This window comes from Mesorhizobium sp. M7D.F.Ca.US.004.03.1.1 (assembly GCF_003998635.1).
Lineage (GTDB): Bacteria > Pseudomonadota > Alphaproteobacteria > Rhizobiales > Rhizobiaceae > Mesorhizobium > Mesorhizobium loti.
In genome coordinates this window covers 1-25,628 of sequence record NZ_RZQG01000007.1, presented here as the reverse complement: position 1 = coordinate 25,628, position 25,628 = coordinate 1, and the positions used below count along the sequence as shown (strand labels likewise).

Below are 25,628 nucleotides of genomic sequence, written 5' to 3'. Positions count from 1 at the left end.
CTCACGGCCACCGGCTGATGGCGAATGCCCGCGACGACACCCATCAATTCGCGGACATGATCCTCGTCGACGATGCCGGTGTCGACATAACTATCCTTGAAGAAACTGCCGACGATCGCACCATCGGCGAGCGCCAGCTGGTCGGCGGCATTGGCGGCGGTCAGTCCCGCGCCGATCAGCAGCGGGAAATGGCCGCCCGTCAGCGCGCGAAAACGCCGGACTTTTTCGAGGTCGGTCTCCTGGCCGGTGGCGTCGCTGGTGACGACAAAGGCATCGCAGCGCTGCATGCCCAGAAGCAAATCTTCCTCCTCGGTGCGGCCGGAATTGACCGGCTGGTACTTGAACCGCACGCCGCCAAGCAGCAAGGCATTGGCGCCTTCACGAAGCTCCTTCAACTCGGCGGCGAAATCCGCGTCCTCGTCCGGGCGCAGGTGGCCGGCGACCGAATCCATCTGGATGAAGTCGACGCGAAACTGGCGGGCGAGCTCGAACGCCAGATGATGATCGCGCAGCACGTTGAGCCCGACCAGCGCGTCCGGCTGGCGCGCCTCCAGCCATTCCAGCACGCCGCGGACGTCGTCCTTGTCGCCAAAATAGTTTTCGACGATGACGCCGTCGACGCCGTTGGCCAGCAGGATTTCGGCTTCACGCCGCGCAATGGCGAGCCGCTCGGCCGGCGTCGCGCCGGTCAGGTGCAGCATGCCGAGAATGGGTTTGGGCGTGGCGAAGGTCTGTTCGAAGCGGGAGTCCAAAGCAATTTCCAATCAAGCTGAGATGGTGAATTTTTGTCGCTGCCCCGCATATCCTCCTCCCAGGATCGCCGGCCGGCGGGCGCGATGACGCATGTCAAAACAAGGATTTAAGCGCGCCGCCTGATTCTGTCTGGCAGCGGCGCGCCTGCGTAATCAGGCGCCCGGCGGCTGGCCGTTGCCCGTGCTCCACGAGGTACCGACGCGCATTTCCAGCGTCGGCGAGTAGATGACAGAGGTTCTTTCCACCAGCTCGTCGATGCTGCTGAACACGTCGCCGGTGGCGCAGAGAAAGCCAGGCACGTCGAGCCCGTCGCCGAACACTTTTGTGGTCAGCGCGGAAGGCGCCACCACCGATAGCGTCAGTTCCGAGCGGGCCGGCGAGACCCCGTAATGGTCGCGCAGCACCTGGTAGAGCGACTGTTTCTCGAAATCGAAGATGTCGAGACCGGGATAGCGCTTCAGCGACAGCCAGGACGTGTCGAGGTTGAGGAACAGCGTCACGTCCTCGACGGCGATGCCGCGGGCACGCACCAGCTTCAGCACCGGCCCGTTCGCCCCGTCCTCCGTTGCCTGCTCCAGCAAGGAAGTGACGGGGCGCTGCCCGCGCGCCCGCGAATAGTCGGTGAAGCCGCCAAAGTTCCAGACGCTGTTGTTGATCGGCGCGTAGCTGACGATCGTTCCCTTGCCGCGAAACTGGCGCACCAGCCCCTCGTTCACCAAGAGCGCGATGGCCTTGCGGACAGTGCTCCTGGTGATGCCGTGCTCGTCGCGCAGCACGTTCTCGGAGGGGATGGCATCCCCTTCCGCGTACTGCCCTTCGAGAATCCGCAGCCGCAGGATCCGGTAGAGCTGCGTGTACAGCGGAATCGGTGCGTGCGGATCAAGAACGATCAAGTCAGCCATCAGGCGCCCCTTACCTGCCGGCGTTGACGGTGAATTCCGGCACCGCGGCGTTCTTTAGTCCATAACGGTCGAGGATCGCGACATAGGTGCCGTCAGCCTTCATGGCCTCCAGCGTTGCCTTGACCGCCTTCTGCAGATCGCCAGAGTCTTTGGCAAAAGCAATGCCATAGTGGCCGGGCTCGAGCAGATCGCCGATCGTATAGAACTCGCCCGGCTTCTGTTTCTGCAGTTCGAGGATGCCCTCGAAACCCATGATCGAGGCCTGCGCGCGATCCTGCTTCATCTGCAAGATGTGCTCGGCCTCGGTCGGCAGCTGCAACACGGTCAGCGGCGAGCCTTGCGTGCAGGTTTCCTTGCCGACGCGCTCGACCAGGCCCACCCAGCTTGTGCCGGTGGCTACCGCGACGGCCTTGCCGCAGAGGTCCTTGACCGACTTGATGGTCTCCTGGTTCTTCACCATCGAATAGAGCTGGTTGCCGGTCTGGAAATAGTCGATGAAATCAAGCTGCGTCTGACGCTCGGTCAGATCGGAAAACGCGGTCCAGATCATGTCGGCGCGGCCGGTGGTCACCGAGGTGATCAGCTGTGGAAACTCGACGTTCTGGAAGTTCGGCTTCAGCCCGAGACGGTCCGCGACTTCCTTGGCCATGTCGATGTCGGCGCCCTTGAGATCGGTGGAGCCAGCGTCCGAATATTCCATCGGCGGATAGGCAAGGCTGATGGCGATGTTCAGTGCGCCGCTGTCGCGCACCTTGGCCGGCAGCATTGCACGCAGTTTATCGTCAGTGCCGGCGGAGGCGGCGGATGCCAGCACGCCCAGCGAAACCATGGCGCAGGCGAGAATCCGCGAGATGGTCGCGGCGGTGGAAGTCGTCATTTCAGGCTCCTTGCTGTTTTGAAGATATTGCGGAAAGAGGGTGGAGGGTCGTTCAGGAGAGCACGCGGCTGAGGAAGCTGCGCACCCTTGCGTCCTTGGGATTGGCCAGCACCTCGGCGGGCGGGCCCATTTCACGGATCTCGCCGTCGACCATGATCGCGACGCGGTCGGCGACATCGCGGGCGAAGGCGATCTCGTGGGTGACGACGATCATCGTCGTGCCAGTGGCGGCGAGCGCGCGCATCACGTCCAGCACCTCGCCGACCAGCTCCGGGTCAAGCGCCGAGGTCGGTTCGTCGAACAGCATGATCTTCGGCTTCATGGCCAGCGAGCGCGCGATCGCCACGCGCTGCTTCTGGCCGCCCGAAAGCTGCACCGGATAGGCGCCGCAATGGTCGGCGAGCCCGACGGAGGTCAGCAGCTCCCGCCCGCGCGCCTCGGCTTGCGCCTTCGGCTCCTTGCGCACGGTGACCGGCCCTTCGATGACGTTTTCCAGCGCTGTCATGTGCGGAAACAGGTTGAAGTGCTGGAACACCATGCCGATCTCGCGCTGCTGCATGCGCAGCAGGCGCGGCGGCAGTTCGTGCAGCGTGCTGCCCTTGAGCTCGTAGCCGATGATCTCGCCGTCCACCCAGATGACGCCGTCATTAAGGTCCTCCAGATGGTTGATGCAGCGCAAAAGCGTGCTCTTGCCGCCGCCGGAAGGCCCGAGGATGCACAGCACCTCGCCGTTTTCGACCTCGAAGTCGACGCCGCGCAGCACCTGGTGCGCGCCGAAACTCTTGCGGACATTGATGGCCTTGACGATGGTGGTCATGCCTTGGACTCCTCGACGCCGCCCGACAGTGGCGTGTTGCTCCTGAACGGCAGGCGGAAGGAGAATTTCGCCGGCGTGCCGGCCACGCCGCGCCCGAAATGCTGCTCGATGTAATACTGGACGATGCTGAGCACGGTGGTGCCGGCGAGGTACCAGATGCCGCAGACGAACAGCAGTTCGATGACCGCGCCATTGATGAAATAGATCTGCTGCGCCGCGTTCAGCATCTCGCCCATCGAGATGGCGGCGGCGAGCGAGGAGAATTTCAGCATGCCGATCGCCGAATTGCCCATCACCGGAATGATCAGCCGCATGGCCTGCGGCAAGATGATGCGCCGCAGCGTCTGAAAGCGGGACATGCCCAGCGTCTTGGCGGCTTCCGTCTGGCCGTGGTCGACCGACGAGATGCCGCCGCGCACCACCTCGGTCATATAGGCGCCCTCATTGATGCCGAGCCCGAGCAGTGCTGCGACGAAAGGCGTGACGACATCGACCATGCGCGCCTCATAGAGGCCGGGAATGACCAGCCGCGGGAACACCAGCGCGATGTTGAACCAGATCAAAAGCTGCAGCATCACCGGCGTGCCCCGGAACACCCAGACATAGAGCCAAGCGACGAAGCGGGTGACCGGATTGGCCGACAGCCGCATGATGGCAAACAGGGTGCCCAGCGACACGCCGATGATCATGGCGAAGAACGAAATCAGCAGCGTGTTGCCAAAACCGCGCACAATGACGCCGGCGGTCAGGAACTCTCCCACTGTCGCCCAATGGATCTGCCCATACGCGAATGCCTGCACCAGCAGCGCAAGTGCCACGACCACGACAAGCGCCCCAATCCAGCGCCCCACATGCTTCAGCCGCACGATCCTGTAGCTACGCTGATTGAGCGCCCCGACATCGACGCGCACCGCGCCGGAGGCACGTTGGAGTATCATCAAACTCTATTCCCGCTCTTATTATTTGTAGGGTTAGGTGTACAACTTTTAACCGGATCGCTCGTGATGTCAATCGGCGCTGAGCAGATCCTGACGGAGCCTGAGGCGTTATTGCGGCCTGATCCCGAAATGGTCAGGTCGGTCTATGGCGCGGCCTATAGCCATGAACCGGAAATTCCGGACGATGGTTTCGCGTCTCGAGGATTTCCCTCAGGTCGGCGAAAGGATGCTCGGGGAATGGCAAGCCGGAGTGGGCTCACTTTGCGAGGGAAAGACGATCCACGTGATGGAGGTTCCGGACGAACAGACAGCAAAAATGGCTAGAAAATAAGCTGTTTCAGAGCATACTGAATATAACAGCTAGTATTTAAGCTGTTCAGACTCAGATGCTGTCGACTCCGCCAGGATTGAGGCGATCGGGGATCGACCGAACTCCGCTAAGAAATGTTCCAAGAAACGAGGGCACGGGGAGTGTGTCGTTGCATCCGAACAATCTGGCCAGTTGCGACCTGCCGCACCCCCAAAGGGCGCGCCTTTAGAAGGCAATATGAAAAAGCAGCACTCGCAAATGCGCTAGATTTGTCCCTTTCACAGGTCGAAGCCGCAACGGAACCGTAAACGGCTCCAGAGGCATCAGCCAGTCCACCCGCTTCAGGACCTTCTTCGCGACGTCAGCCACCTTAGTCGACATCGGACGGGCGCGACGAAGCTCGTCGACATAGTCTCGAGGCTGCGCTTACGTCCTTCCCTCCCACGCGCCCACATGTCCGACCACTCCTGCATCATGTGGCGGCGCTGCACCTCGTCGTCGGCTTGTTATAGAGGCCCGACCCTACGGACAACCAACGCCAACGGGGCGTTGACATTGTTGTACCGATCGGTTTATTTTGTACCTATCGGTACAATGCGCGAGATACCCGTTCGCCCTGTACCGTTCAACCCACGATGGATTAACCGGTACAGGAAAAACGCGAATGAGCATGATCGCCCCACCTTTCACCCTCGAAAGCGCAACGCAGAAGGTCCGCCTTGCGGAAGATGGATGGAACAGCCGTGACCCTGAAAAGGTGTCTAAGGCCTACACCCCGGACAGCCGCTGGCGGAACCGGGCCGAATTCACCGGCGGTCGCGCCGAGATCGTGGCCTTCCTCACCCGGAAATGGGCAAAGGAACTCGATTACCGCCTGATCAAGGAACTCTGGGCCTTTAATGACAATCGGATCGCCGTCCGCTACGCCTATGAATGGCACGACGACAGCGGCAACTGGTTCCGCTCTTACGGCAACGAGAACTGGGAATATGATGCCGCAGGCTTGATGCAGCGACGGTTCGCCTGCATCAATGACCTTCCGATCAAGGAAGCGGATCGCAAGTTCCATTGGCCTCTCGGCCGGCGACCGGACGATCACCCGGGGCTCTCTGACCTGGGCCTCTAATGCAGCGAGGCTAATCGCATGCGGACGCTCAACCAGCGCCCAGACGTCATTCCCCTCGTAGCCGAAGTCTTCCGGGAGTTTGGCTACGAGGGGACATCGTTGAGCCGGATCACCGAAAGGACCGGCATGGGCAAGGGCAGCCTCTATCACTTCTTCCCGGGCGGTAAGGAGGAGATGGCGAACGCGGTACTGGAGGATGTTGGTGCCTGGTTTGAGCGCCATGTCTTCGAGCCACTGCGCAGCGAGCCACCTGGCGCTGCCATTGCGCGTATGTGGGACGCCGTTGATTCCTACTTCCGCTCGGGTGGACGCATTTGCCTCGTGGGCGCCTTTGCCCTCGATGGTACGCGCGATCGGTTTGCCGATCGGATTTCAGGATATTTCATCCAGTGGATCGCGGCTTTGCGCGACGCTCTAATCCGGCAAGGATGGGGTCCCGCCGCCGCCGGGGAGAGCGCCGAGGATGTCGTGCTGGGAATCCAGGGCGCTCTCGTGCTCGCACGCGCGACCGCGGACGAGGGCCTATTTGCCCGAACAATCGTGCGGCTCAAATCCCGCTTGCGGCCCGGCGAAGGCCGTTGAACCTATCGGAGCGACGCCTATCGCCATCCTTCTCGGGCTGCTGGCGACGCGCGCGGCGCCGATCCCTCGTGTAGATTTTCTCTTTTGGTTTCAACGCCTTGAGGGCGGCGTCCGTCAGCATAACCATTGCCTCCTGAAAAGTACCGTCAGTACAATTTCGAGGCTGCGTGAAAGGAAATTCCTTTTTTCTTCAATGCCTTAAGGCACAAAAAAGTACCGTCACGAGCCACATTGGCTCCGACGGTACTTAGAAAAATTCGAGTGGGCAATACGAGGAAGGTCCGTCAACCAGTCCGTCAAAGCCAATCTCTGCGTGCCGATTGTCGCCGAATGTCCCTGCAAGGATTTATTTTTGTTTTCAGTAGGTTACGTCGCAGATTGGGGTGCTCTCGGCGGCGTTTGGGTGGGCCTGAATCATTCCCACTCGATTGTTCCCGGCGGCTTCGAGGTGACGTCGTAGACGACGCGGTTGATGCCGCGGACTTCGTTGATGATGCGGGTGGCGGCAGCGCCGAGGAAGGCCATGTCGTAGTGGTAGAAATCCGCCGTCATGCCGTCGACCGAGGTGACGGCGCGTAGCGCGCAGACGAACTCGTAGGTGCGGCCGTCGCCCATCACGCCTACCGTCTGCACAGGCAGCAGCACGGCGAAGGCCTGCCAGATGGCGTCGTAGAGGCCGGCCTTGCGGATCTCGTCGAGATAGATGGCGTCGGCCTCGCGCAGGATCTCCAGCTTTTCGCGGGTGATGCCGCCGGGGCAGCGGATGGCGAGACCGGGGCCGGGAAACGGATGGCGGCCGATGAAGCTTTCGGGCAGGCCGAGCTCCTTGCCGAGCGCCCTCACCTCGTCCTTGAACAGTTCGCGCAGCGGCTCGACCAGTTGCATGTTCATGCGCGCCGGCAGGCCGCCGACATTGTGGTGCGACTTGATCGTCACCGAGGGACCGCCGGTGAAGGAGACGCTTTCGATGACGTCGGGATAGAGCGTGCCCTGCGCCAGGAATTCGGCGCCGCCGAGTTTCTTGGCCTCTTCCTCGAACACCTCGATGAACAACCGGCCAATGGTCTTGCGTTTTTTCTCCGGGTCCGACTCGCCCTCGAGGGCGTCGATGAAACGGTCCGACGCGTTCACCAGAATGAGCGGCAAATTGTAGTGCTCGCGGAACATCGCCACCACGCCCGCGGCCTCGTCCTTGCGCATCAGGCCGTGGTCGACAAGGATACAGGTCAGCTGGTCGCCGACCGCCTCGTGGATCAACAGCGCGGCGACGGAGGAATCGACGCCACCCGACAGCGCACAGATGACCTTGCCCTTGCCGACCTGCTTGCGGATCGTCTCGACCGCGTGCTCGCGATAGGCGCGCATGGTCCAGTCGCCCTCGATGCCGGCGATGTTGTGGACGAAGTTCCTGAGCAGCCGGGCACCGTCGGGCGTATGCACCACCTCGGGGTGGAACATGATGCCGTACATCTTGCGCTCGATGTTGCCGAAGATGGCGAAGGGCGAGCCCTCCGACTTGCCGAACACCTCGAACCCCTTGGGCAAGGAGATGACGCGGTCGCCATGGCTCATCCACACCTGGTGGCGTTGGCCGGGCGCCCACAGGCCCTCGAACAGCGGGCTGTCCTTCTGGATCTCGACGAAGGCGCGGCCGAACTCGCGATGGTCGGAGCTTTCGGCGACGCCGCCCATCTGCACGCACATGGCCATCTGGCCATAGCAGATGCCAAGCACCGGGACGCCGGCGTCAAAGACGATCTGCGGCGCGCGTGGGCTGCCTATATCGCCGGTCGAAGCGGGGCCACCGGACAGGATGACAGCCTTCGGATTGATGCGCTTGAACGCCGCTTCGGCCGACTGGAACGGCACGATCTCGGAAAACACACCTGCCTCGCGGATGCGGCGGGCGATGAGCTGGGTAAACTGGCTGCCGAAATCGACAATCAGGACGGTGTCAGGATGATTGGCTGTTTTCATGGCGAGCGTTTAGAGAAAGAAATGAGTCGGCGCAATGGGTTGCGAGGCCTGGCTGTCACTTCGATTCCACGACTTCACCTTCAGGGCCAGCGTCTTCATCCATTGCAGCAGCCTGTCCGGCCGCAAGCGCCCGCAAAGCGCCCATCAGCGCCGTGAACCGCTCCTCGCCTATGCGACCAATATAGCCCCGCTCAATCTCCATCTTGACACGATCGCCATCGCGCAAGGCATCCAGCCCCTTGCGCGTGTAGCGCACCAGCTTGCCGCGGCCATCTTGCGGATCAGGCAGACGCTCGACGATGCCCTCCGCCTCGAGGCCGTCGAGCAGTTGCTGTATCGCCTGCTTGGAGATTGCCGAGCGCTCGATCAACGCCGACTGGCGCACGCCGCTCCTGCTGATGTGTCCAAGCAGTCCGGCGCGCGCTTCGGTGAACCAGCCGTGACCGGCGGCCCGCATCGCGGCGGCGAATTCGGCCTGCCAGGCACGGCTTGCCTGCCATAGCCGCCAGCCGACGTGATCAGGCAGTGTTTCGGCTTTTTCGTCAAGCTCCTTGACCATTTTATCCCAACTCCCTATGGTCAAGGTACTTGACGACAAGCAAGCCGTCGAGGCTCATTCGAACTCAAGCAGGTGGACAGGGACCATGACAATTCTCGACAAGAACACGCTAGCCGTTATCATGATTGGCACCACGCATGTCATCGACATGGGCGGCAAGGACGCCTTCATCCACTACGAAAACGAGAACCGGGCGCATATGCTGCTGCCGGATGGCACCCTTTTCCATGGGCTTTGGACGCTGCTCGACGACGGCTACAAAGTCGAATGGAAAGGCGGTCCCACCGGCTCCTGGAAACTCGATCATTCGCCGGGAGCAATCGACTATGTCGATGCAAACGGCGCCGTGCGTGGGCGCATTTCACGCATCGATTTTGGCGATCCAGCGAGCTTGGCGGCTTGATCCGATGTGCGGTCAGGCGCTGAGCAGGCCGTCGCCGATCGCCTGTTCCAGCAGCCCGACCGCGCCGGCCAGCCTTTCGTCGATGACATGCAGATACTCGGTCCAGTCGCCAACGTGCCTGAGATCGGCCGCGCCGTCGGAAATGCCGCGCAGCCCGATCAGCGGGATGTCGAACAGCTGGCAGGCGCGCAGGCAAGCGAAGGTCTCCATGTCGACCATATCGGCGGCGATCGCATCATAGGCCGCACCGGTGACGATCGCGCCGCCGGTCGACAGCGTCGCCTCCCTTACATCAGGAATCCTAAACGGCAATGGCACGGTCACCGGCAGATCGAGGAATGGGGTCGCCCCTTTCTCGAAGCCGAGCGGCGAGGCATCGATGTCGCGATAGCTGACCGAAACGGCCTGGTAGATTTCCGTCTGTTCCAGCGTCCGGCTGCCGGCTGAGCCGAGCGACACGACGAGGTCAGGCAGTGCCTTTTGCGATTTCAACCAGGAGAGTTCCGCGCCCAGCCTGACGCCGGCCTCGACAGGACCGACGCCTGTCATCAGCGGCGTGAACAGTTGTTTGAGGTGTGGGCCGTATTCGGCTTGCGCCGCCATGACGAAGAGGACGTCCTTGCCCGACAGGCGCGACACTTTACCGGCCATGATCTATTCCTCTCTACCCAATCACCTGCTTATCTGTACCGCCGCTCACTGGGACCCGCTGCCTGCGGCAGCTCCCGGCGTTCGCGGCCTTTCATCGTGCCACTGGCACGATGAATTCGCCTGCGGCGAACCGGCCACTCACCCTTCTATGCCGTCGCGGCCAACCACGGTCATCATCGTGCCGGTCATCGTAGCAATCAGTTTGGCTTCGCCGTCGGCGGCGAAGGCATAGGCCTGGCCGTCGGCAACGATGATGGTGCGGCCGGGTTTGGTCACCGAGCCGCGAAACAGGAAGCGCTCGCCCCTGCCCGGCGCCAGCAGATTGACCTTGAACTCGATGGTCAGCACGCCGGAGTTTTCGGGCATCAGCGAAAACGCCGCATAGCCGCAGGCCGAATCCAGCGCCGTCGAAATCACGCCGGCGTGCAGAAAGCCGTGCTGCTGGGTGAGTGCTGCCGAATAGGGCATCTCGATCTCGATGATGCCGGGCGTCACCAGTGTCAGTTCGGCGCCGATCGTGGCCATCGCCTTCTGACGCGCGAAGGAGGTCCTGACGCGATCTTCATAGTCCGGGGCGGGTACGATCTTTGCTGCCATGGCCGCTGCCTTCCTTTATGCGGATAAGCTTATTGCAGAGGCATGAGCGGCAGGCAAATGCTTTTGCTGCACTGCAGCAATCGGCCTCGTCTTCCGGCCGGTGGCACGCATCGGTCAGGGATTGGCGATATCCAACGGGTTCAAGCCGACCTGCGCAATGCGCAGAAGTAAAACCCGTCGGTGCCGCTCAGTGCCGGCGACAGCGAGATGTCGCCTTTTGCACCGATGCGTGCGGCTGCCTCATGGCCGGGAAAACGGCTGTCCCAGAGGGCGCGATGGTCGACCGGGACAAAACCGCTGTTGCGCTCCCGGAAGGCCGCGACCTGCTCGCCATTCTCCTCATCGAAGACCGAGCAGGTGATGTAGACCAGCAGGCCACCCGGTTTGACATAGACCCTGGCCGCATCGAGGATCACCTGCTGCTCACCCTTGCGGGCATCGAGCTGTCTTTGCGTCAGTCGCCATTTGGCGTCGGGACGCCGCCGCCAGGTGCCGCTGCCGGTGCAGGGCGCATCGACCAGCACAATGTCCATGTGGTTGCCGAGCGGGGCGAGTTCGGCCGGCTTGGTGACGATCTGGACATTGCGATTTTCAGAACGGCGGATGCGGTCGAAGATCGGCGCCAGCCGCGCCTTTTCGGCATCGTGGGCAAAGATCTGGCCTCGGTTGTCCATCGAAGCCGACAGGGCCAGTGTCTTGCCGCCGGCGCCGGCGCAGAAATCCAGCACCTGCATGCCGGCTTCGGCCCCGGCAAGGGCGGCCGCGATCTGCGAGCCTTCGTCCTGGACCTCGAACCAGCCTTTCTGGAAGGCCGGCTCGGCCTGGACGTTCGGGTGCCTGCCGTCGCCGTCGATCGGCGGGATGCGGATGCCTTGCTTCGCGATAGCGGCGGGTTTCGCGCCGGTTCCCGTCAGTTCGGCCAGCACCTTGTCGCGATTGGCCTGCAAGGTGTTGACCCTGAGGTCGAGCGGCGGGCGTGTCGCCAGCGCCGCACCCTCATCGGCCCAGCTGGAGCCAAAGGCTCGCTCGAAAAGCGGCGCGCACCAGTCAGGAACATCCGCCCGCACCGCGTCCGGCGCATCGGCAAGGCGGCGATCGGCAATTGCCTGAAGCTCTGCGGCGCTCAGCAGCGGCGGTGCGAACTTGTCGCCATCGAGCGCGTCGTTGAGCGACTGGGCCGTCTGGCCCCATTCGAGCAGCAGCGCGCCGAAGCCGATGGCGCGCGGCGTGTCCTCGCCCAGCAGCCAGCCGGCGGAACGCTTGTGGCGCAAGGCGTCGTAGACGATGTTGCCGATCGCCGCACGGTCGCCGCCGCCGGCAAAGCGATGCGACAGGCCCCAATCCTTCAGCGCGTCCGCCACCGGCCGGTGGCGCCGGCCGATGTCTTCCAGCACTTCGATGGCCGCAGCCAGCCGTCCGCCCAGTCGCATGGTCTTGTTCCGTCACGCAGAAAATTATTCCGGCCCTGCTCTAGAGCGCGCAACCGGCGGGCACAAGCAGGCCAGCCGGCACAACCGCTCTGCTTTCCAACTTTTCTGGTTGCGAATACTCTTTCGGTCGTGATTCGCGGCGCGAAAAGGTGGACCGGCGGATCGACACGAGGAGAGGGCAATGAAGACTTATCTGGCGGAAGTTCTAGGCACATTTCTATTGGTGTTCATCGGTACGGCTTCTGTGGTGACGGGCGGCTTCGGCGGTGCGCTGCCGCTCGGCCAGGAAGGCATCGGCCTGGCATTCGGCATCGGCCTCATTGCGGCGGCCTATGCGATCGGCCCCATTTCGGGCGCGCATCTCAATCCGGCGGTGACACTCGGCGTCTTCCTTGCCGGCCGGCTGCCGGCCAAGGATGTCATCCCCTACTGGATCGCGCAGATCATCGGCGGCGTCCTTGCTTCGCTGGCGCTGTGGATCATCGTCTCCGGCCAGGTTGGCGGACACACCACCGGCTTCGGCGCCAATGGCTGGGACGTGGCGAAATGGGGTGTCAGCTCGGCATTCCTGTGGGAAGTGATCGGCACCTTCACCTTCGTCACCGTGATCCTGGGCGTCACGGCAGAAAAGCACTCGACGGCGTTCGCCGGGCTGGTCATCGGCCTGACGCTGGCAGGGTTGCATTTCGCCATCATCCCGGTGACCGGCACGTCGCTCAATCCGGCCCGCTCGATCGGCCCGGCGCTGTTTTCGGGAACTGCGGCGATCGGCCAGCTCTGGCTGTTCATCGTTGCACCGTTGATCGGCGGCGCCATTGCCGGCGTCGTCGCCAAGGCACGCATCTTCGAGAAGGACTGAGTTTCGAAGGCTCGGGCATCGAAAGGCGCGGGCCAGGTCCGCGCCTTTTTTGTTGGCGATAGACCCATCTAATTCTCGCCAACGGCTCGGCCTCGAAACAATGATTAGTCTCGGCATTTTACCCGAGATCAAGTGTTTTTGAGAAACAGGTTTTCAGGAGGGTCCGAAATTTCTGCATAGTCTTTTCGGTTGTCTGCGCATCGGCAGCCGCAAAGCCCATGACAAGACCGTTTTGCTCCGTGCCGTGACGGTACTGGATCGACAGCGCCGAGACATTGATGCCCTGCTGGAGCGCCGCCTCGGCGACCGCCCTGTCGCTGCATATGTCGCGGAAAATGCCGACGACCTGGATGCCGGATTCGGTCGTGTGGAAATCCAGCCATTCGCCGAGATGCCTTTGCGCGCTTTCCAGAAAGAACTGCCGCCTCTCCGCATAGAGCCGCCGCATGCGCCTGAGGTGGCGGGTGAAATGCCCCTCATTCATGAAGTCGGCCAGCGCGGCCTGGGTCAGCAAGGGGGCGAACTGGCCGGTCACGCTCAGCGCCGAGACGATCGTATGGTCGATCGCCTTGGGCACCACCAGGAAGCCTAGCCGCATGGCGGGGAAAAGGATCTTGGCGAAGGTGCCGACATAGACCACGCGGTCTGACGCGCCGATGCCCTGGAGCGCTGGAATAGGCTGGCCCTGAAAGCGGTATTCGCCGTCATAGTCATCCTCGATGATCCATGAGCGCCAGGTCTCGGCCATGTGCAGGAGATTGAGCCGCTGTTCCATCGGCATGGTTATGCCGAGAGGGTGATGGCAGGAGGGCGTCACAAAAATCATGCGCGGAATGACAGGCGGTGGATCAAGGTCCCACCCTGCATTACTCACCCGCAGCGGGGCCAGTTTCGCCCCCGCCGAGACGAAAGCCGAACCCGCGCCGTAGTATCCTGGTTCCTCCATCCATACCGTGTCGCCTTCATCGATCAGCAGCCGAGCCAGAAGATCGAACGCCGACTGGGCACCATTGGTGACGACGATCTGTTCGGGGCTGCACTTCACGCCCCGCGAAGCCGTGAGATAGCGAGCTATGGCTTCGCAAAGAGGGGGATAGCCTTTGACGTGATAGGTTCCGAAAAGGTCGATATGCGCGAATTTTGCGCGGCGACTGAGCAGCTTGGACCAGGTGTTGAAAGGAAAGTTATCCGGGTCCGGCATGCCGGGGTGAAAGGCCAGCATGCCCGGCCGGCCATGATGGTAGGGTTGGGCGAGCATGGTCTGCCCACGCAAGGATATCGGGTTCTCGTCCGCTGCCGAGACATGTTCCTGCACGGCCGAACGGGTTGGCAGATCCATCACCACTGAGGGCCTGCGCGGCCGCATGGCCAGGTAGCCTTCCAGCGCCAGTTGGTCGCAAGCAGCAATCACGGTGTTGCGGCCAACGTGCAGATCCCGCGCCATAACCCGTGTCGAGGGCAGCGCGTGACCGCTCGGCAACACGCGTTGCTCGATCAGATCACGCAACTGGACATAGAGCTGCCGATGCAAATTGGCGGGGCTGTCGCGATCCAGTGAAATGCCGTCGATCGGAAAACTGGTCTTCATTGTGGTTCCAAAAAATCAAAGCGATCTGGTTCTAACAATGGAACCAAAGCAGTCCTAGGCTCAAGAAAAATGCGATCAGGTTCAGATGGGGCTGACCGATGCAATGCATAAGGGTGGGTGTGATCGGTGCCGGTGGCGTTGCCCAGGTCGAACACATTCCCAATCTGCTCAAGTTGCACCGGCAGTTCGAGGTCCTCGGGGTCTATGATCCGTCGCAGAAAGTCCGCGCCTTTGTCGAAGAGGAGTTCGGCCTCAGGACATTTGCCGAGCTCGATGAGCTTCTTGCCATGCCGCTTGACGCCGTAGTCATAGCTTCGCCGGATGCGTTGCACCTGGAACAGAGTCTCGCTGCCCTCGCCAGGGGCCTGCACGTCTTCTGCGAAAAACCGCTTTGCTACGGTGCGCAAGACGTCGACGAATTGATCGCCGCCAGGGATCGCGCCGGAAAGGTGCTCCAGGTCGGCTATATGAAGCGCTTCGACCCAAGCTACGAGGCGGCACTGAAAATGCTGCCGGGCACGGCGCGGACGCTTCGCTACATTTCGGTCGAGGTCAACGATCCCGACGCCTGGCCCTTCATCCGGCACGCCTCCAGTTGCCGGGGTGACGACGTCGCGGCGGAATTGATTGCCTCGACCGAAGCAAGGCAGCGCGAGCAGGTGGACCGCGCGGTACCTGGGATCGACGATCCCAACGCGTTTCGCGGCTTCGTCGGCGCCTATTGTTCGTCGATCGTACACGACGTCAACGCCATCCATGGCTTGCTTGATGCGCTCGGCATCGCCGATGGCGAAATCGTCGGCGCCTGGCTGTTCGCCAAAGGCGAAGGCGGACAGGGCGCCGTGCGACTGCTCAACGGCCAGGCATTGTGGAACATGGTCCACATCGCCACTCCAGGGCTGCCCGAATACCGCGAGCGCATAACGCTCTACTTCGACGACGCCTCGCTTGAGCTGGAATTCCCCTCGCCCTATCTCAACCATCAACCGACGCGGCTGACCATCCGCACCGGCGACGGCCACACGCTCTCCAGCCGCGACATCCGCAGCGGCTACGAAGAGGCATTCGTCGAGGAGTTGAAAGGTTTTTGGTCGGCGATCGTCGAAGGCACGCCAGTGCGCAACACGGCCGAACACGCTCGTCGCGACATGGTGCTTCTGGTCGGCCTCACGCGGCATCACCTTGCCCAACTCAAGCAATCAGGAGTTCGCCCGTGAAGGTTCGCATCGGCATCAATCCGATCACCTGGACCAACGACGATGTGCCGGAACTCGGCGGCGATACGCCACTCGAGGTCTGTCTTCGCGAAACCAAACAGGCCGGCTATTCCGGCACCGAGCTTGGCGGCAAGTTTCCGCGCCGGTCGGCTGAACTGAAGCCGATCATGGAGCAGTATGGACTTGCCGTGATCTCCGGCTGGTATGATGGCCGTTGCGACGAGAAGGATGTCGGCGCGGAAATGGATGCGATCACGCCGCATCTCCAGCTTCTGAAGGATATGGGCTCGACCCATGTCGTCTATGCAGACACCTCGCGAGGGCGCCACAATGCCATTTGGGGGCCGATCTCGCAGCGCCCGGCTCTTGGCACTGAGGAATGGCCGGCCTACGGCAGAAAACTGACCGCGCTGGCCGAGAGAATGGCGGATCTCGGCGTGCGCATGGCCTTTCATCACCATATGGGGACTATCGTCGAGACCGATGCCGAGGTGGGCTCGCTGATGCGGCACACCGGCGAGGCGGTCGGACTTCTCTACGACACCGGCCATTCGATCTTCTCAGGCGGCGACCCGCTGGCTTTGATCAAGGCGCATGTCAAACGCGTCGTGCATGTGCATTGCAAGGACGCGCGCAAAGCCGTCCTTGATCGTGCCCGCGCAGGCGACATGAGTTTCATGGGCGCGGTCATGGAAGGGATCTTCACGGTCCCCGGCGACGGGTTCATCGATTACCCGGCCATTTTGCGGGTGCTTGCCGACAACGGCTATAGTGGCTGGATGGTCGTCGAGGCCGAGCAGGATCCCAACAAGGCCAACCCGCTGACCTATGCGACAATGGGATTCCAAAATCTCTCGCGCATGGCCAGGGGAGCCGGATTTACCGTCATGGAATGATCGAGGCCGCGATGCGGCCTCCAAGGAACCAGTGCTGATGAATGAAACTGGACTGAAGGGGCAACTGGACTGCCGGCCGTAACTGCGGCGGCGGAAAACAAACAGGAGGTTCTATGTTTTCGCTCGCGAAATTAATAAAGCCTGCGCTCGGCCTTTTGGCCGGCGTCACACTGATGACAGCGGCCACGAGCCTTGCGGCCGCCGACGATACGCGCGTGGTATTTGTGACTCACGGCCAGAGCGGCGACCCGTATTGGTCGGTCGTGAAGAACGGCATGGACGACGCGGCCAAGACCCTGGGGGTCAAGGCTGAATATCTGGCGCCCGAAACCTTCGACATGGCCAAGATGGCGCAGATGATAGACGCCATTGCAGCCTCGAAGCCTGACGGAATGGTTGTTTCGATCCCCGACGCAGCGGCTCTGTCAGCGCCGGTCAAGAATGCCATTGCCGCCGGCATCCCGGTCATCGTCATCGATTCCGGTGGCTCCAAACTGACGCATGACCTTGGCGGCCTGCTGTTCATGGGCCAGGACGAGTTCCAGGCGGGCGTCATGGCGGGCGAGCGCATCAAGGCGCTCGGCCTCACCAAGGCAGTCTGCGCCAATCATGAAGTGGGCAATTCGAGCCTTGATGACCGCTGTGCCGGCTTCGCCAAAGGTCTTGGTGTCGATGTTCCGGTGATGAACGGCGTCATTGACCCGACTGAAATGAAAAACCGCGTGATCGCCTACATGACTGCCCATGGGGATACGCAGTTCGTTCTCGCGGTCGGCGCCAGCGGTGCCGAACCGACGCTGGCCGCGCTCGATGAAATGGGCCTTGCGGGCAAGGTGAAAACCGGCACATTCGACCTTTCTCCCACGATCCTGCAGGCCGTAGTTGCCGGCAAAATGGAATGGGGTATCGACGCCCAGCAATATGCCATGGGCTATATACCGGTCGCCATGTTCGACCTTTGGAAGAAGTACAAGATCATGCCGATCGCCGACTATCCGACGGGGCCCGGCTTCGTCACCAAGGATACCGCCGCCTCGGTCATCGAGCTGGCAAAACTGGGCAAGCGTTGACAGTTCGCGGCCGGGCATCAGCCCGGCCGCCTTCACTGACGAAGGTAACGCATCCATGACTGCAGAGCTTCGCGACGAGCGGGTCCGCTCCGTCTCCCGCCTGAGCCGTCTTCTGAGCAGGCCGGAGCTTGGCGCGGCGGCCGGAACCGTTCTGGTCTTTGTGTTCTTCGCCATCACCGCGGGAAATACGGGACTTTTCAGCGCCAAGGGCATCATCAATTTCCTTGAAGTCTCGGCCCAGCTTGGCATTCTCGCTGCGCCCGTGGCCCTTTTGATGATCGCGGGTGAGTTCGACCTGTCGGTCGGCTCGATGATCGGGTTTGCGGGAATCCTAATCGCCATCCCTTCGGTATTCTGGGGTTGGCCCATCTGGCTTTCCCTGCTGTTTTGCTTTGCTGTTTGCGGCGGCATCGGCGCGCTTAACGGGCTCGCCGTCGTCAGAACCGGATTGCCCTCCTTCATTGTGACGCTCGGAAGCTTGTTCATGTTGCGCGGCCTGACGCTCGGCCTCACGCGCGGCATATCTGGGCGAACGCAGGTTTCAGGCGTGCACGAACTGGCCTTGAATGATCCCCTCAACAGCTTGTTCTCGGGACAGGTATTTTCCGGCCCCATCGCTTGGCTTTCGGACATCGGTCTGATTGGCAAGCGTGCGGACGGCCTGCCGTCGATATCGGGAATTCCGGTGTCGATCGTCTGGTGGATCGTATTGACATTGGCCTGTACCTGGTTGCTGACACGCAGTCGCTTTGGCAACTGGATCTTCGCTGCGGGAGGTGAAGCCAATGCCGCGCGCAACCTCGGCGTGCCGGTTGCACGCACCAAGATCACCCTGTTCGTCATGACGGCTATGGCCGCCGCGCTCTTTGCGGCGATCCAGGTTCTGGTCACGGGCTCGGCCGATACGCTACGCGGCACCCAGAAGGAATTCGAGGCCATCATTGCCGTCGTCATCGGCGGCACGTTGCTTACCGGCGGCTACGGATCGGCCATAGGCGCCATGTTCGGGGCATTGATCTTCGGCGTGGTGCAAATGGGCATCTTTTACACCGGCATCGACACAGACTGGTTCAAGCTGTTCATGGGTGCCATGATGGTCATCGCGGTGCTGTTCAACAGCTATGTGCGCAACCGCGCCATGAGGAGCCGGTGATGGCCGAGCCCTATGTCGAACTGAGATCGGTCAGCAAGTATTTTGGGTCGGTCGTCGCGCTGAAAGACGTGTCTTTCGATGTATGTCCCGGCGAGGTGCATTGCCTGCTTGGCGACAATGGCGCCGGCAAGTCGACGCTGATCAAGACGCTATCCGGCGTCTACACCCCTGACGAAGGTGAAATCCGCGTACAGGGCAAGCCCACAAGGTTTGCCTCACCGGCCGATACGCGCAACAGCGGCATTGCCACCGTCTACCAGGACCTCGCCTTGGTGCCGCTGATGAGCGTGGCGCGAAACTTTTTTCTCGGGCGCGAGCCGATGCGAAAGTTCGGACCGATCCGACAGTTTGACACCGAGTTTGCGAACCGCACCGCGTATGACGAGTTGGCGGCGATGGGAATCCAGTTGCGCGATCCCGAGCAACCCGTCGGTACGCTTTCAGGCGGCGAGCGTCAGTGCCTGGCTATCGCCCGCGCCGTATACTTCGGCGCCAAGGTTCTGATCCTGGATGAGCCGACATCGGCGCTGGGAGTCCATCAGGCATCCGTGGTTTTGAAGCTCATCGTGCAGTCCAAGGCGCGCGGCATCGGCGTCATCTTCATTTCCCACAACGTTCATCACGCCTATGTGGTTGGCGATCGCTTCACGTTGTTGAAGCGCGGCAAAAGCACTGGCACTTACGCAAAAAGCGAAATTGATCGTGATCAGTTGCTCAATCTGATGGCGGGTGGCAAGGAACTGGTCGATCTGGAGCAGGAACTGACCAAAGCGGCCAGAAGCAGCCCGGCTTGAGGCGCCCCGCCGGTCAATAACCCTTGTGCCCGACTTGCTGATAGGCGTAATGCTTTCGGTCGATCGGTCTGGTGCTATTTTCCGGCAGCACCGCGATCGGCCAGCTCCTGCTCTTCATCGTAGCACCGTTGATCGGTAGCGCCATTACCGGCGTCGTCGCCAAGGCGTGCATCTTCCGGAAGGACTAAGCTTCGAAAGCCTGAACCCGAAGAAGGCGCGGGCGAGGCCCGCGCCTTTTTCTTTGGTGGATCCTCTTGCCGTCAAAGCACTCGCGACAGGAACTCGCGGGTTCGCGGCGATACCGGATTGGCGATCATCTCGCGCGGAGCGCCGCGTTCGATGATCACGCCGCCATCCATGAAGACGAGCTGATCACCGATCTCACGGGCAAAGCCGATCTCGTGGGTAACCACGACCATCGTCATGCCGCTTTCGGCCAGATCGCGCATGACCTGCAACACCTCGCCGACGAGTTCGGGGTCGAGCGCCGATGTCGGCTCGTCGAACAGCAGGACCTTCGGCTTCATCGCCATCGCCCGCGCAATGGCGACACGCTGCTGCTGGCCGCCGGACAGTTCCCTCGGATACCGGTCGACCTTGTCCAGGAGACCGACGCGCCGGAGCAGGATCTCCGCTTCGGCCTTTGCCTGGTCCGGTGGGATGCGCCGCACCTGCGTTGGTGCCTCAATCAGGTTCTCCATCACGGTCATATGGGAGAACAGGTTGAACGACTGGAACAGCATGCCGGTCTCGGCGCGTCGCTGGCAAAGCAGGTCGTCCTTGACCTCGTAGAGCTTGTCGTCCCTGAGGTCGTAGCCGACGAACTGGCTGTCGACGAGCAGGATGCCGGCGCTGAGCTTCTCGAGATGGTTGATGCAGCGCAGGAACGTGCTCTTGCCGGAACCCGAGGGGCCGATGATGCAGGCGACCGATCCGACAGGCACATCGAGATCGACACCCTTGAGAACCTCGAGCGGACCATAGGACTTGCGCACGCCGCGCGCGAAGACCATGGAATCGGCTGGGACGCCGAAGCGGGCGCGATTTTCGTCCTTCACGTCGCTCATCGGGAAATGCCACGCAGGCTGATGACATTGCGCAGGAAGCGCATCGTCATGGGATCGCGGCGTGTGTCGCTGCGACCGAAATGGCGTTCGAGGAAATGCTGTCCCACCGACATGACGCTGACTACGGCGAGATACCAGAAGGCGACCACGATCAAGAGCGGGATCGTCTCGAAGGTGCGCGCATAGATGCTCTGGGCCGAGTAGAACAGGTCGTCGACGGCGATGAACGTCACCAGCGACGTCATCTTCAGGAGGTTGATGGCCTCGTTGCCGGTTGGCGGCAGCACGAAGCGCATCGCCTGTGGCAGCGTGATGCGCTTCAGGATCATGCGGTAGGGCATACCAAGCGCGCTCGCCGCCTCGGCCTGGCCCGACGGAACCGACTTGATGCCGGCCCTGATGATCTCGGCCATGTAGCCCGCCTCGCACAGGGAAAGGGCAACGACGGCGGAGAAGAACGGCGTCATGAAATCATTGGTGCGCACGGAAAACAGCGTGCCGACAAACGGGATGGTCAAAGAGATCTCGCGCACGAGCAGCGACAGGTTGAACCAGAAGATCAGCTGTATCAGGGCCGGTACGCCACGGAAGAACCAGACGTACAGGCCAGCGAATGAACGCAACACCGGGCTTGGCGACACGCGCATGATGGCGATGACCGTGCCGACAACGATCGCCAATATCATGATCACCGCGGTCAGCATCAAGGTGTTGCCCAGACCGCGCATGACAGAGGGATGCAACAGGTAGCCCACCACCGTCGGCCAGGCAAAGGCAGGATTGCTGGCGAAGGCCCGGATGATGAGAAACGCCAAGAACAGGGCCAGCGCGGTGCCGACCCAGATGCCGTAGCGGCGCTGCGGCACGACGGTCAGGCGCGAAACCGCCTCGGCGACGCCTGGCTCGATGCGTATCTCGGTAGGGTGGGCCACGCCCATCTCGGCTTCTCCTGGTCTTCATCCGCAAACGGCGCCCGATACGAGACCGGGCGCCGACAGTCGCTCTCGCATGAGTGCGAAAAGCACGATGCGAACTTTCAAAGTCTCAAAGTGCGCCCGAATGGACGCACAAGGCCTCAGTCGGCGCGCAGCGCCTCCATGGTGCCCACGAAATAGGGCTCCTTGATTGCGTAGGCGCCCATGCCATATTTGTCGAGAACAGCCTTGTAAGTGCCATTCTTGAACAGCTCGGAGAGTGCGCCCACCATCATGTCGGCGGTCTCCTTGTCGTCCTTGGCGATCGCCATGCCGAGCGGCGCGACTTCATAGAGGGTCGGCAGCACCACGAGCTGGCCCTTGCTGGTGACCTCGAAATAGCTCGATGCGGTCGCATCGTCCATGCGGGCGTCGACGCGGTCGGACAGCACCGCCTGGACGATATCCGTCGACGAGTTGAAGACCGATTTTTCGATGGCTGCCTGGCCCTTGCCGGTGCAATCCGTGCTCAGCTTGTCGACCAGGAAATCCGATGCGCTGCCTGCCGAAACGCCAATCCGCTTGCCGCAGAGCGGGGTGTCGCCGCTGAAGCTCGCCTTCTTGTCCGGCGAAGTCGAAACAGCCAGGCCGGCCTTGAGGAACATGACGAAATCGACCTGCTTGAGCCGCTCGGGCGTTGCCGAGAACGTTTCCCAGGCGACCTTGAAGCGGCCGGCCGCCAACCCCGGTATCATCGAGGGGAAAGGCGTGCGCGCCACGTCCAGCTTGGCGCCGACCAGCTTGGCCACCTCACCGGCCAGTTCAATGATGATCCCGGTCTGCTTGCCGTCGGCGTCGAGATACTCGAAAGGCGCATAGTCCAGCGTGTTGGCGACGGTCAGCATGCCGGTCCGCTGGACCTCGGCCGATTTCGTCACCTCGGCGGCACCTGAAGGTCCGCTCCAGGCCACGGCAAGTGCGGCCAGCGCCAAACCGGCCATCTGCAAATGTGCTCTCATTTTCGTTCCCCTTTTTTGATTACAACGGTTCTTGCAGTCTGCTCTCCAATCCGGGCCTCGCGTCCGCACCGACGCAGCCGCGCATTGATCCGTCTATGAACCGGCTGCTTCCGCAGCCTTTTTCTTGCGGTAGTGGTAGTTCTTGTCGATGCGCTCCATCAGATAGTCACCGTAAAGCACCGGCTCATATTTCGGCCGGCTACCGGCCGGCACGCAGACTGGCAGCGCTTCGATCGTTTCATCCATGGACGGGTCGAAGAAGAAGGGCTGGGAATAGCGCTCGCGCCCCGACCGGTTGATGACGCGATGCGGCGTCGAGACGAACTGGTCGTTCGACCAGCGCGCCAGAATGTCGCCGACATTCATCACGAAGGAGTCCGGGACCGGCGGCGCGGGAACCCAGTCGCCGGCCTTGTTCTTGACTTCCAGGCCGCCGACATTGTCCTGCGCGAGCAGTGTGATGAAGCCGTAATCGGTGTGTGGGGCCGAGCCGAAAAGCCCCTCTTCCTGGGGCTGCGTCGGATAGTGCAGCAACCGCAGGAAGGTCGTCGGTTGATCGAAATAGCGGTCGAGACTGTCGGTCGGGAGCCCAAGCGAAAGGGCGATGGCGCCGACCATCTTGCGGGCCAGCGTGCTCATCTCATCGACATAACGTTCAATCGTCAGCCTGAAGCCGGCAAGTGCCGCCTCGTCCGGCCACTGGTTGGGGCCTTGCAACGGCTTGTCGGCCAATGCCCTGGGGTCGCCGGCCTCGACCTCGTGCATGAAGAAGATCGATTCGCTCTGGTTCGGCTTGCTCACGGTCGCCACCGACGACGTCACGATGGTCGAGCCGGCAAAGGGCAGATAGCCACGGAAATTCCTGTCGATCTTCAGCGCCAGTTTCTGTTCCTCGGGCAGGGCGAAGAAGCGCTTGCTGGCTTCGCGAACCGCCTCGACGTCGGCACGCGGGATCGGGTGCCCTACGACATAGAGGAACCCAATCGTCTCGAGATGGCGGCGCAGTGTCGCCGCTGTCGCAGCGATCGCATCCTGGTCGCTGCCGTAAAGCGCCGACACGTCGAGGATCGGAATTTCGGAAAAGTCGCCGCATGCGTCCATTCGAACACCTTGTCTTGAACATAAGATACAGTACTGTATTTCTACACATCCAAATCGCCTCAGCAATAGGCTTTCGAACGCAACGGGAAAATCGCGGCACAATGGCACCACGCAAGATAATCATCGACACCGATCCTGGTCAGGATGACGCGTTCGCGATCCTTTTCGCGCTTGGTTCGCCAGCCGAACTCGAGGTGGTCGGCATCACGACGGTCGGCGGCAACGTACCGCTCGCCCTGACGTCGAAGAACGCGCTCAAGGTCGTGGAACTGGCCGGGCGGCCCGATGTGCCGGTCTATGCCGGCTGCCCGGCGCCGATGGTGCGCAAGCTGATCACGGCCGAATATGTTCACGGCGAAACAGGCCTCGATGGCGCCGATCTGCCCGAACCCGTCACGCCGCTGCAGAGCGAGCACGCGGTCAATTACTTGGTGCGCACGATCATGGATGCGCCGGAAGGCGAGTTGACCGTCTGCACGCTCGGCCCGATGACCAATCTGGCTATGGCCATGACCATGGAGCCAAGAATCGTCCCCCGGCTGCGCGAAGTCGTGCTGATGGGCGGCGGCTTTTTTCAAGGCGGCAATGCCACGCCTGCCGCGGAGTTCAACATCTTCGTCGATCCGCATGCCGCGCACAAAGTGTTCGACAGCGGCGTCCCGGTGACGATGGCGGGCATCGACTGCACCTACACCGCCCTGATGACGCCCGAATGGCTCGATGCCCTGCGTGCCACGGGCAGTCGCGCGGCGATCGAGGCCGCCAACATGGCCGACTTCTATCGCCAATACGGCACCCACAAATTCGCGACGGCGGCGCGCCCCATCCACGATGCGTGCGTCACCGGTTACCTTCTGGCGCCCGAGATCTACGAGCAGCGCCAGTGCGCCGTGACGGTCGATATCGTCTCGCCCGAGACCATAGGCATGACCGTCGTCGACTGGTGGCACGTCACCGGCCGCCGCAAGAACTGCAACGTCCTGCGCCGGATCGATCCGGCTCCGTTCTTCGCGCTGATGCTGGAGCGGATCAGTGCACTGCCCTGAAAATGTGTATCCGGCGATAGACGGTGACACGGAGAATTGCGAAGCAGTCAGGGGCCGGTTCGATTGGCGAATCGGCTATGCGCGTTGTACGCGGCGACGAAGGTCTCGAATTTCATGAACGGGAAAGGCGCGCTGGCGAAAACGAAGAGACCGCCTCGACCGGCGGCGCGATCAAAAGCGGCGCGGCAGACGCTCAGCCGCGAGGCCTGGATCGCGGCGGCGCGCAAGGTGCTCGAAAAACGTGGCATCGGCGAGGTCAAGATCGACCGCCTGGCGCAGCAATTGAAGGTCACGCGCGGCAGCTTCTATTTCCATTTTGCCAGCCTGGCGGATCTTCGCGGGGGCCTCTTGCAGGAATGGCGCAACAGCAACTGCGCGCCGTTCTGGGCAATGCGGGAGATCCACGACATAGACGGCCTGCAATTCTTCACCGACATCGTGCATGTCTGGGTGGATGAAGCCCCTTTCAGCCCGCTGCTCGACTTGGCCGTGCGCGATTGGTCGCGGACGTCGAAAAAGCTCGCCCAGGAAGTTAAGGACATCGACGATCTGCGCATCGAGCTGCTCATCCGGTCGTTCCGCGCCATGGGCTATTCGCAGGACGAGAGCATCGTGCGGGCGCGCATCACCTATTTCCACCAGATCGGCCAGTACGCGCTGTCCTTCAAGGAGGATCCGGCCGTGCGCCGCCGCTACCAGCCGCTGTTCGGAGAAGTGCTGCTCGGACCGCTCGTCCAGGAGCCGGGTACAGCGCCGAGGCCGTCGGAGATGCGGAGCGGGCGGCGTTAGGACCCGAAAACGGACCTCCTATGCTCTAGGAAGCAGTCGCACCATCTGCGATGGCGCGAGTCACGTTCTGGTGAGGACGTAGTAGAAAATAGAATGCGGCGATGTGCGTGATCATCAACAGCGGCACGTAGAGGATCGGGATCGCGTAGGCGGCGCCCAGCTGCTCCGCATGTGCGGGAAGGCCGACCTGGAT

At 62.0% G+C, this 25,628-nt stretch carries 27 protein-coding genes; 11 read left to right on the top strand and 16 right to left on the bottom strand.

Annotation, left to right across the window (positions count from 1 at the left end):
- The 5 genes from EN935_RS01295 to EN935_RS01275 form a co-directional block, all read right to left on the bottom strand.
- Positions 1 to 752 (bottom strand): BtpA/SgcQ family protein (locus EN935_RS01295; RefSeq protein ID WP_281040298.1); only part of this gene is annotated, 752 nt, incomplete at its 3' end.
- 153 nt (positions 753 to 905) lie between these two features.
- Positions 906 to 1,655 carry a GntR family transcriptional regulator gene (locus EN935_RS01290; protein ID WP_126067977.1) on the bottom strand — a complete coding sequence of 250 codons (750 nt, stop codon included), beginning with the start codon at positions 1,653 to 1,655 and terminating at the stop codon, positions 906 to 908.
- Positions 1,656 to 1,665: 10 nt separating this feature from the next.
- Positions 1,666 to 2,532 carry an ABC transporter substrate-binding protein gene (locus tag EN935_RS01285; RefSeq protein WP_127263174.1) on the bottom strand — a complete coding sequence of 289 codons (867 nt, stop codon included), beginning with the start codon at positions 2,530 to 2,532 and terminating at the stop codon, positions 1,666 to 1,668.
- Between the two features lie 52 nt (positions 2,533 to 2,584).
- On the bottom strand, positions 2,585 to 3,349 hold the full coding sequence (locus tag EN935_RS01280) for an amino acid ABC transporter ATP-binding protein (RefSeq protein ID WP_109669930.1): 765 nt from the start codon (positions 3,347 to 3,349) through the stop codon (positions 2,585 to 2,587).
- Positions 3,346 to 4,287 (bottom strand): amino acid ABC transporter permease, encoded by a 942-nt coding sequence (locus EN935_RS01275; RefSeq protein WP_127263173.1) that lies wholly within the window; start codon positions 4,285 to 4,287, stop codon positions 3,346 to 3,348. The genes EN935_RS01280 and EN935_RS01275 overlap by 4 nt, the downstream gene beginning before the upstream one ends.
- 974 nt (positions 4,288 to 5,261) lie before the next feature.
- On the opposite strand from EN935_RS01275, the gene EN935_RS01270 reads away from it, so the two are divergent.
- Positions 5,262 to 5,723 carry a nuclear transport factor 2 family protein gene (locus tag EN935_RS01270; protein ID WP_109669937.1) on the top strand — a complete coding sequence of 154 codons (462 nt, stop codon included), beginning with the start codon at positions 5,262 to 5,264 and terminating at the stop codon, positions 5,721 to 5,723.
- Between the two features lie 18 nt (positions 5,724 to 5,741).
- The gene (locus EN935_RS01265) at positions 5,742 to 6,305 is read left to right on the top strand and encodes a TetR/AcrR family transcriptional regulator (RefSeq protein ID WP_127263172.1); all 564 of its coding nucleotides are present in this window, start codon (positions 5,742 to 5,744) and stop codon (positions 6,303 to 6,305) included.
- Positions 6,306 to 6,719: 414 nt separating this feature from the next.
- Here EN935_RS01265 and guaA read toward each other — a convergent pair whose 3' ends face one another.
- Both guaA and EN935_RS01255 read right to left on the bottom strand, forming a co-directional pair.
- Positions 6,720 to 8,282 carry a glutamine-hydrolyzing GMP synthase gene (gene guaA, locus EN935_RS01260; protein WP_027035553.1) on the bottom strand — a complete coding sequence of 521 codons (1,563 nt, stop codon included), beginning with the start codon at positions 8,280 to 8,282 and terminating at the stop codon, positions 6,720 to 6,722.
- Between the two features lie 55 nt (positions 8,283 to 8,337).
- The gene (locus EN935_RS01255; RefSeq protein ID WP_127263171.1) at positions 8,338 to 8,841 is read right to left on the bottom strand and encodes a MarR family winged helix-turn-helix transcriptional regulator; all 504 of its coding nucleotides are present in this window, start codon (positions 8,839 to 8,841) and stop codon (positions 8,338 to 8,340) included.
- Between the two features lie 85 nt (positions 8,842 to 8,926).
- Here EN935_RS01255 and EN935_RS01250 point away from each other — a divergent pair, with 85 nt between their 5' ends.
- Entirely contained in the window at positions 8,927 to 9,244 is a 318-nt protein-coding gene (locus EN935_RS01250; RefSeq protein ID WP_127263170.1) for a hypothetical protein, read from the top strand.
- A gap of 12 nt (positions 9,245 to 9,256) precedes the next feature.
- On the opposite strand, the gene EN935_RS01245 is transcribed toward EN935_RS01250, so the two are convergent.
- The 3 genes from EN935_RS01245 to EN935_RS01235 all read right to left on the bottom strand — a co-directional run bounded on the left by EN935_RS01245 (position 9,257) and on the right by EN935_RS01235 (position 11,922).
- Complete coding sequence (locus tag EN935_RS01245; RefSeq protein ID WP_127263169.1) at positions 9,257 to 9,895, bottom strand: 5'-methylthioadenosine/S-adenosylhomocysteine nucleosidase; 639 nt, start codon at positions 9,893 to 9,895, stop codon at positions 9,257 to 9,259.
- A 138-nt stretch (positions 9,896 to 10,033) separates the two neighbouring features.
- Positions 10,034 to 10,492 (bottom strand): PaaI family thioesterase, encoded by a 459-nt coding sequence (locus tag EN935_RS01240; protein ID WP_013530371.1) that lies wholly within the window; start codon positions 10,490 to 10,492, stop codon positions 10,034 to 10,036.
- A gap of 140 nt (positions 10,493 to 10,632) precedes the next feature.
- Positions 10,633 to 11,922, bottom strand: coding sequence for an RsmB/NOP family class I SAM-dependent RNA methyltransferase (locus tag EN935_RS01235; protein WP_127263168.1), 1,290 nt, complete (start codon positions 11,920 to 11,922; stop codon positions 10,633 to 10,635).
- 181 nt (positions 11,923 to 12,103) lie between these two features.
- Here EN935_RS01235 and EN935_RS01230 point away from each other — a divergent pair, with 181 nt between their 5' ends.
- Positions 12,104 to 12,781: an MIP family channel protein gene (locus tag EN935_RS01230; RefSeq protein WP_109669950.1), complete on the top strand. Its 678-nt coding sequence runs from the start codon at positions 12,104 to 12,106 to the stop codon at positions 12,779 to 12,781.
- A gap of 118 nt (positions 12,782 to 12,899) precedes the next feature.
- Here EN935_RS01230 and EN935_RS01225 read toward each other — a convergent pair whose 3' ends face one another.
- Positions 12,900 to 14,369 carry a PLP-dependent aminotransferase family protein gene (locus tag EN935_RS01225; protein ID WP_109669952.1) on the bottom strand — a complete coding sequence of 490 codons (1,470 nt, stop codon included), beginning with the start codon at positions 14,367 to 14,369 and terminating at the stop codon, positions 12,900 to 12,902.
- Between the two features lie 98 nt (positions 14,370 to 14,467).
- On the opposite strand from EN935_RS01225, the gene EN935_RS01220 reads away from it, so the two are divergent.
- The 5 genes from EN935_RS01220 (at position 14,468) to EN935_RS01200 (ending at position 19,499) form a co-directional block, all read left to right on the top strand.
- Positions 14,468 to 15,586, top strand: coding sequence for a Gfo/Idh/MocA family oxidoreductase (locus tag EN935_RS01220; RefSeq protein WP_109669954.1), 1,119 nt, complete (start codon positions 14,468 to 14,470; stop codon positions 15,584 to 15,586).
- Positions 15,583 to 16,482, top strand: coding sequence for a myo-inosose-2 dehydratase (gene iolE / locus EN935_RS01215; protein WP_109669956.1), 900 nt, complete (start codon positions 15,583 to 15,585; stop codon positions 16,480 to 16,482). Before EN935_RS01220 ends, iolE begins: the two co-directional genes overlap by 4 nt.
- Positions 16,483 to 16,655: 173 nt before the next feature.
- Complete coding sequence (locus EN935_RS01210; RefSeq protein ID WP_245463024.1) at positions 16,656 to 17,552, top strand: sugar ABC transporter substrate-binding protein; 897 nt, start codon at positions 16,656 to 16,658, stop codon at positions 17,550 to 17,552.
- Positions 17,553 to 17,607: 55 nt separating this feature from the next.
- On the top strand, positions 17,608 to 18,705 hold the full coding sequence (locus EN935_RS01205; RefSeq protein WP_127263167.1) for an ABC transporter permease: 1,098 nt from the start codon (positions 17,608 to 17,610) through the stop codon (positions 18,703 to 18,705).
- Positions 18,705 to 19,499, top strand: a complete 795-nt coding sequence (locus EN935_RS01200) for an ATP-binding cassette domain-containing protein (RefSeq protein ID WP_127263166.1) — start codon at positions 18,705 to 18,707, stop codon at positions 19,497 to 19,499. Before EN935_RS01205 ends, EN935_RS01200 begins: the two co-directional genes overlap by 1 nt.
- A gap of 13 nt (positions 19,500 to 19,512) precedes the next feature.
- Here EN935_RS01200 and EN935_RS41380 read toward each other — a convergent pair whose 3' ends face one another.
- The 5 genes from EN935_RS41380 to EN935_RS01175 all read right to left on the bottom strand — a co-directional run bounded on the left by EN935_RS41380 (position 19,513) and on the right by EN935_RS01175 (position 23,600).
- The gene (locus tag EN935_RS41380) at positions 19,513 to 19,662 is read right to left on the bottom strand and encodes a hypothetical protein (protein ID WP_206534483.1); all 150 of its coding nucleotides are present in this window, start codon (positions 19,660 to 19,662) and stop codon (positions 19,513 to 19,515) included.
- A gap of 97 nt (positions 19,663 to 19,759) precedes the next feature.
- Positions 19,760 to 20,566: an amino acid ABC transporter ATP-binding protein gene (locus tag EN935_RS01190; RefSeq protein ID WP_126067963.1), complete on the bottom strand. Its 807-nt coding sequence runs from the start codon at positions 20,564 to 20,566 to the stop codon at positions 19,760 to 19,762.
- Positions 20,563 to 21,504: an amino acid ABC transporter permease gene (locus EN935_RS01185; protein ID WP_127263165.1), complete on the bottom strand. Its 942-nt coding sequence runs from the start codon at positions 21,502 to 21,504 to the stop codon at positions 20,563 to 20,565. Before EN935_RS01185 ends, EN935_RS01190 begins: the two co-directional genes overlap by 4 nt.
- 137 nt (positions 21,505 to 21,641) lie before the next feature.
- On the bottom strand, positions 21,642 to 22,499 hold the full coding sequence (locus EN935_RS01180; RefSeq protein ID WP_109669968.1) for an ABC transporter substrate-binding protein: 858 nt from the start codon (positions 22,497 to 22,499) through the stop codon (positions 21,642 to 21,644).
- 93 nt (positions 22,500 to 22,592) lie between these two features.
- Positions 22,593 to 23,600, bottom strand: a complete 1,008-nt coding sequence (locus EN935_RS01175) for a 2OG-Fe(II) oxygenase family protein (protein WP_127263164.1) — start codon at positions 23,598 to 23,600, stop codon at positions 22,593 to 22,595.
- 101 nt (positions 23,601 to 23,701) lie between these two features.
- Here EN935_RS01175 and EN935_RS01170 point away from each other — a divergent pair, with 101 nt between their 5' ends.
- Together EN935_RS01170 and EN935_RS01165 are read left to right on the top strand one after the other, a co-directional pair.
- Complete coding sequence (locus EN935_RS01170) at positions 23,702 to 24,646, top strand: nucleoside hydrolase (protein ID WP_109669972.1); 945 nt, start codon at positions 23,702 to 23,704, stop codon at positions 24,644 to 24,646.
- A 114-nt stretch (positions 24,647 to 24,760) separates the two neighbouring features.
- Positions 24,761 to 25,435, top strand: a complete 675-nt coding sequence (locus EN935_RS01165; protein WP_127263163.1) for a TetR/AcrR family transcriptional regulator — start codon at positions 24,761 to 24,763, stop codon at positions 25,433 to 25,435.
- The last annotated feature ends 193 nt before the right edge of the window (positions 25,436 to 25,628 follow it).

Coding starts and splice junctions, on each gene's coding strand:
- EN935_RS01255 (WP_127263171.1), bottom strand. CDS start 8,841: ATGGTCAAGGAGCTTGACGAAAAAGCCGAAACACTGCCTGATCACGTC.
- EN935_RS01190 (WP_126067963.1), bottom strand. CDS start 20,566: ATGAGCGACGTGAAGGACGAAAATCGCGCCCGCTTCGGCGTCCCAGCC.
- EN935_RS01270 (WP_109669937.1), top strand. CDS start 5,262: ATGAGCATGATCGCCCCACCTTTCACCCTCGAAAGCGCAACGCAGAAG.
- EN935_RS01180 (WP_109669968.1), bottom strand. CDS start 22,499: ATGAGAGCACATTTGCAGATGGCCGGTTTGGCGCTGGCCGCACTTGCC.
- EN935_RS01250 (WP_127263170.1), top strand. CDS start 8,927: ATGACAATTCTCGACAAGAACACGCTAGCCGTTATCATGATTGGCACC.
- EN935_RS01280 (WP_109669930.1), bottom strand. CDS start 3,349: ATGACCACCATCGTCAAGGCCATCAATGTCCGCAAGAGTTTCGGCGCG.
- EN935_RS01185 (WP_127263165.1), bottom strand. CDS start 21,504: ATGGGCGTGGCCCACCCTACCGAGATACGCATCGAGCCAGGCGTCGCC.
- EN935_RS01170 (WP_109669972.1), top strand. CDS start 23,702: ATGGCACCACGCAAGATAATCATCGACACCGATCCTGGTCAGGATGAC.
- guaA (WP_027035553.1), bottom strand. CDS start 8,282: ATGAAAACAGCCAATCATCCTGACACCGTCCTGATTGTCGATTTCGGC.
- EN935_RS01235 (WP_127263168.1), bottom strand. CDS start 11,922: ATGCGACTGGGCGGACGGCTGGCTGCGGCCATCGAAGTGCTGGAAGAC.
- EN935_RS01175 (WP_127263164.1), bottom strand. CDS start 23,600: ATGGACGCATGCGGCGACTTTTCCGAAATTCCGATCCTCGACGTGTCG.
- EN935_RS01275 (WP_127263173.1), bottom strand. CDS start 4,287: ATGATACTCCAACGTGCCTCCGGCGCGGTGCGCGTCGATGTCGGGGCG.
- EN935_RS01285 (WP_127263174.1), bottom strand. CDS start 2,532: ATGACGACTTCCACCGCCGCGACCATCTCGCGGATTCTCGCCTGCGCC.
- EN935_RS01200 (WP_127263166.1), top strand. CDS start 18,705: ATGGCCGAGCCCTATGTCGAACTGAGATCGGTCAGCAAGTATTTTGGG.
- EN935_RS01225 (WP_109669952.1), bottom strand. CDS start 14,369: ATGAAGACCAGTTTTCCGATCGACGGCATTTCACTGGATCGCGACAGC.
- EN935_RS01205 (WP_127263167.1), top strand. CDS start 17,608: ATGACTGCAGAGCTTCGCGACGAGCGGGTCCGCTCCGTCTCCCGCCTG.
- EN935_RS01290 (WP_126067977.1), bottom strand. CDS start 1,655: ATGGCTGACTTGATCGTTCTTGATCCGCACGCACCGATTCCGCTGTAC.
- EN935_RS01230 (WP_109669950.1), top strand. CDS start 12,104: ATGAAGACTTATCTGGCGGAAGTTCTAGGCACATTTCTATTGGTGTTC.
- EN935_RS01245 (WP_127263169.1), bottom strand. CDS start 9,895: ATGGCCGGTAAAGTGTCGCGCCTGTCGGGCAAGGACGTCCTCTTCGTC.
- EN935_RS01220 (WP_109669954.1), top strand. CDS start 14,468: ATGCAATGCATAAGGGTGGGTGTGATCGGTGCCGGTGGCGTTGCCCAG.
- EN935_RS01240 (WP_013530371.1), bottom strand. CDS start 10,492: ATGGCAGCAAAGATCGTACCCGCCCCGGACTATGAAGATCGCGTCAGG.
- EN935_RS01165 (WP_127263163.1), top strand. CDS start 24,761: ATGAACGGGAAAGGCGCGCTGGCGAAAACGAAGAGACCGCCTCGACCG.
- EN935_RS01210 (WP_245463024.1), top strand. CDS start 16,656: ATGACAGCGGCCACGAGCCTTGCGGCCGCCGACGATACGCGCGTGGTA.
- EN935_RS01265 (WP_127263172.1), top strand. CDS start 5,742: ATGCGGACGCTCAACCAGCGCCCAGACGTCATTCCCCTCGTAGCCGAA.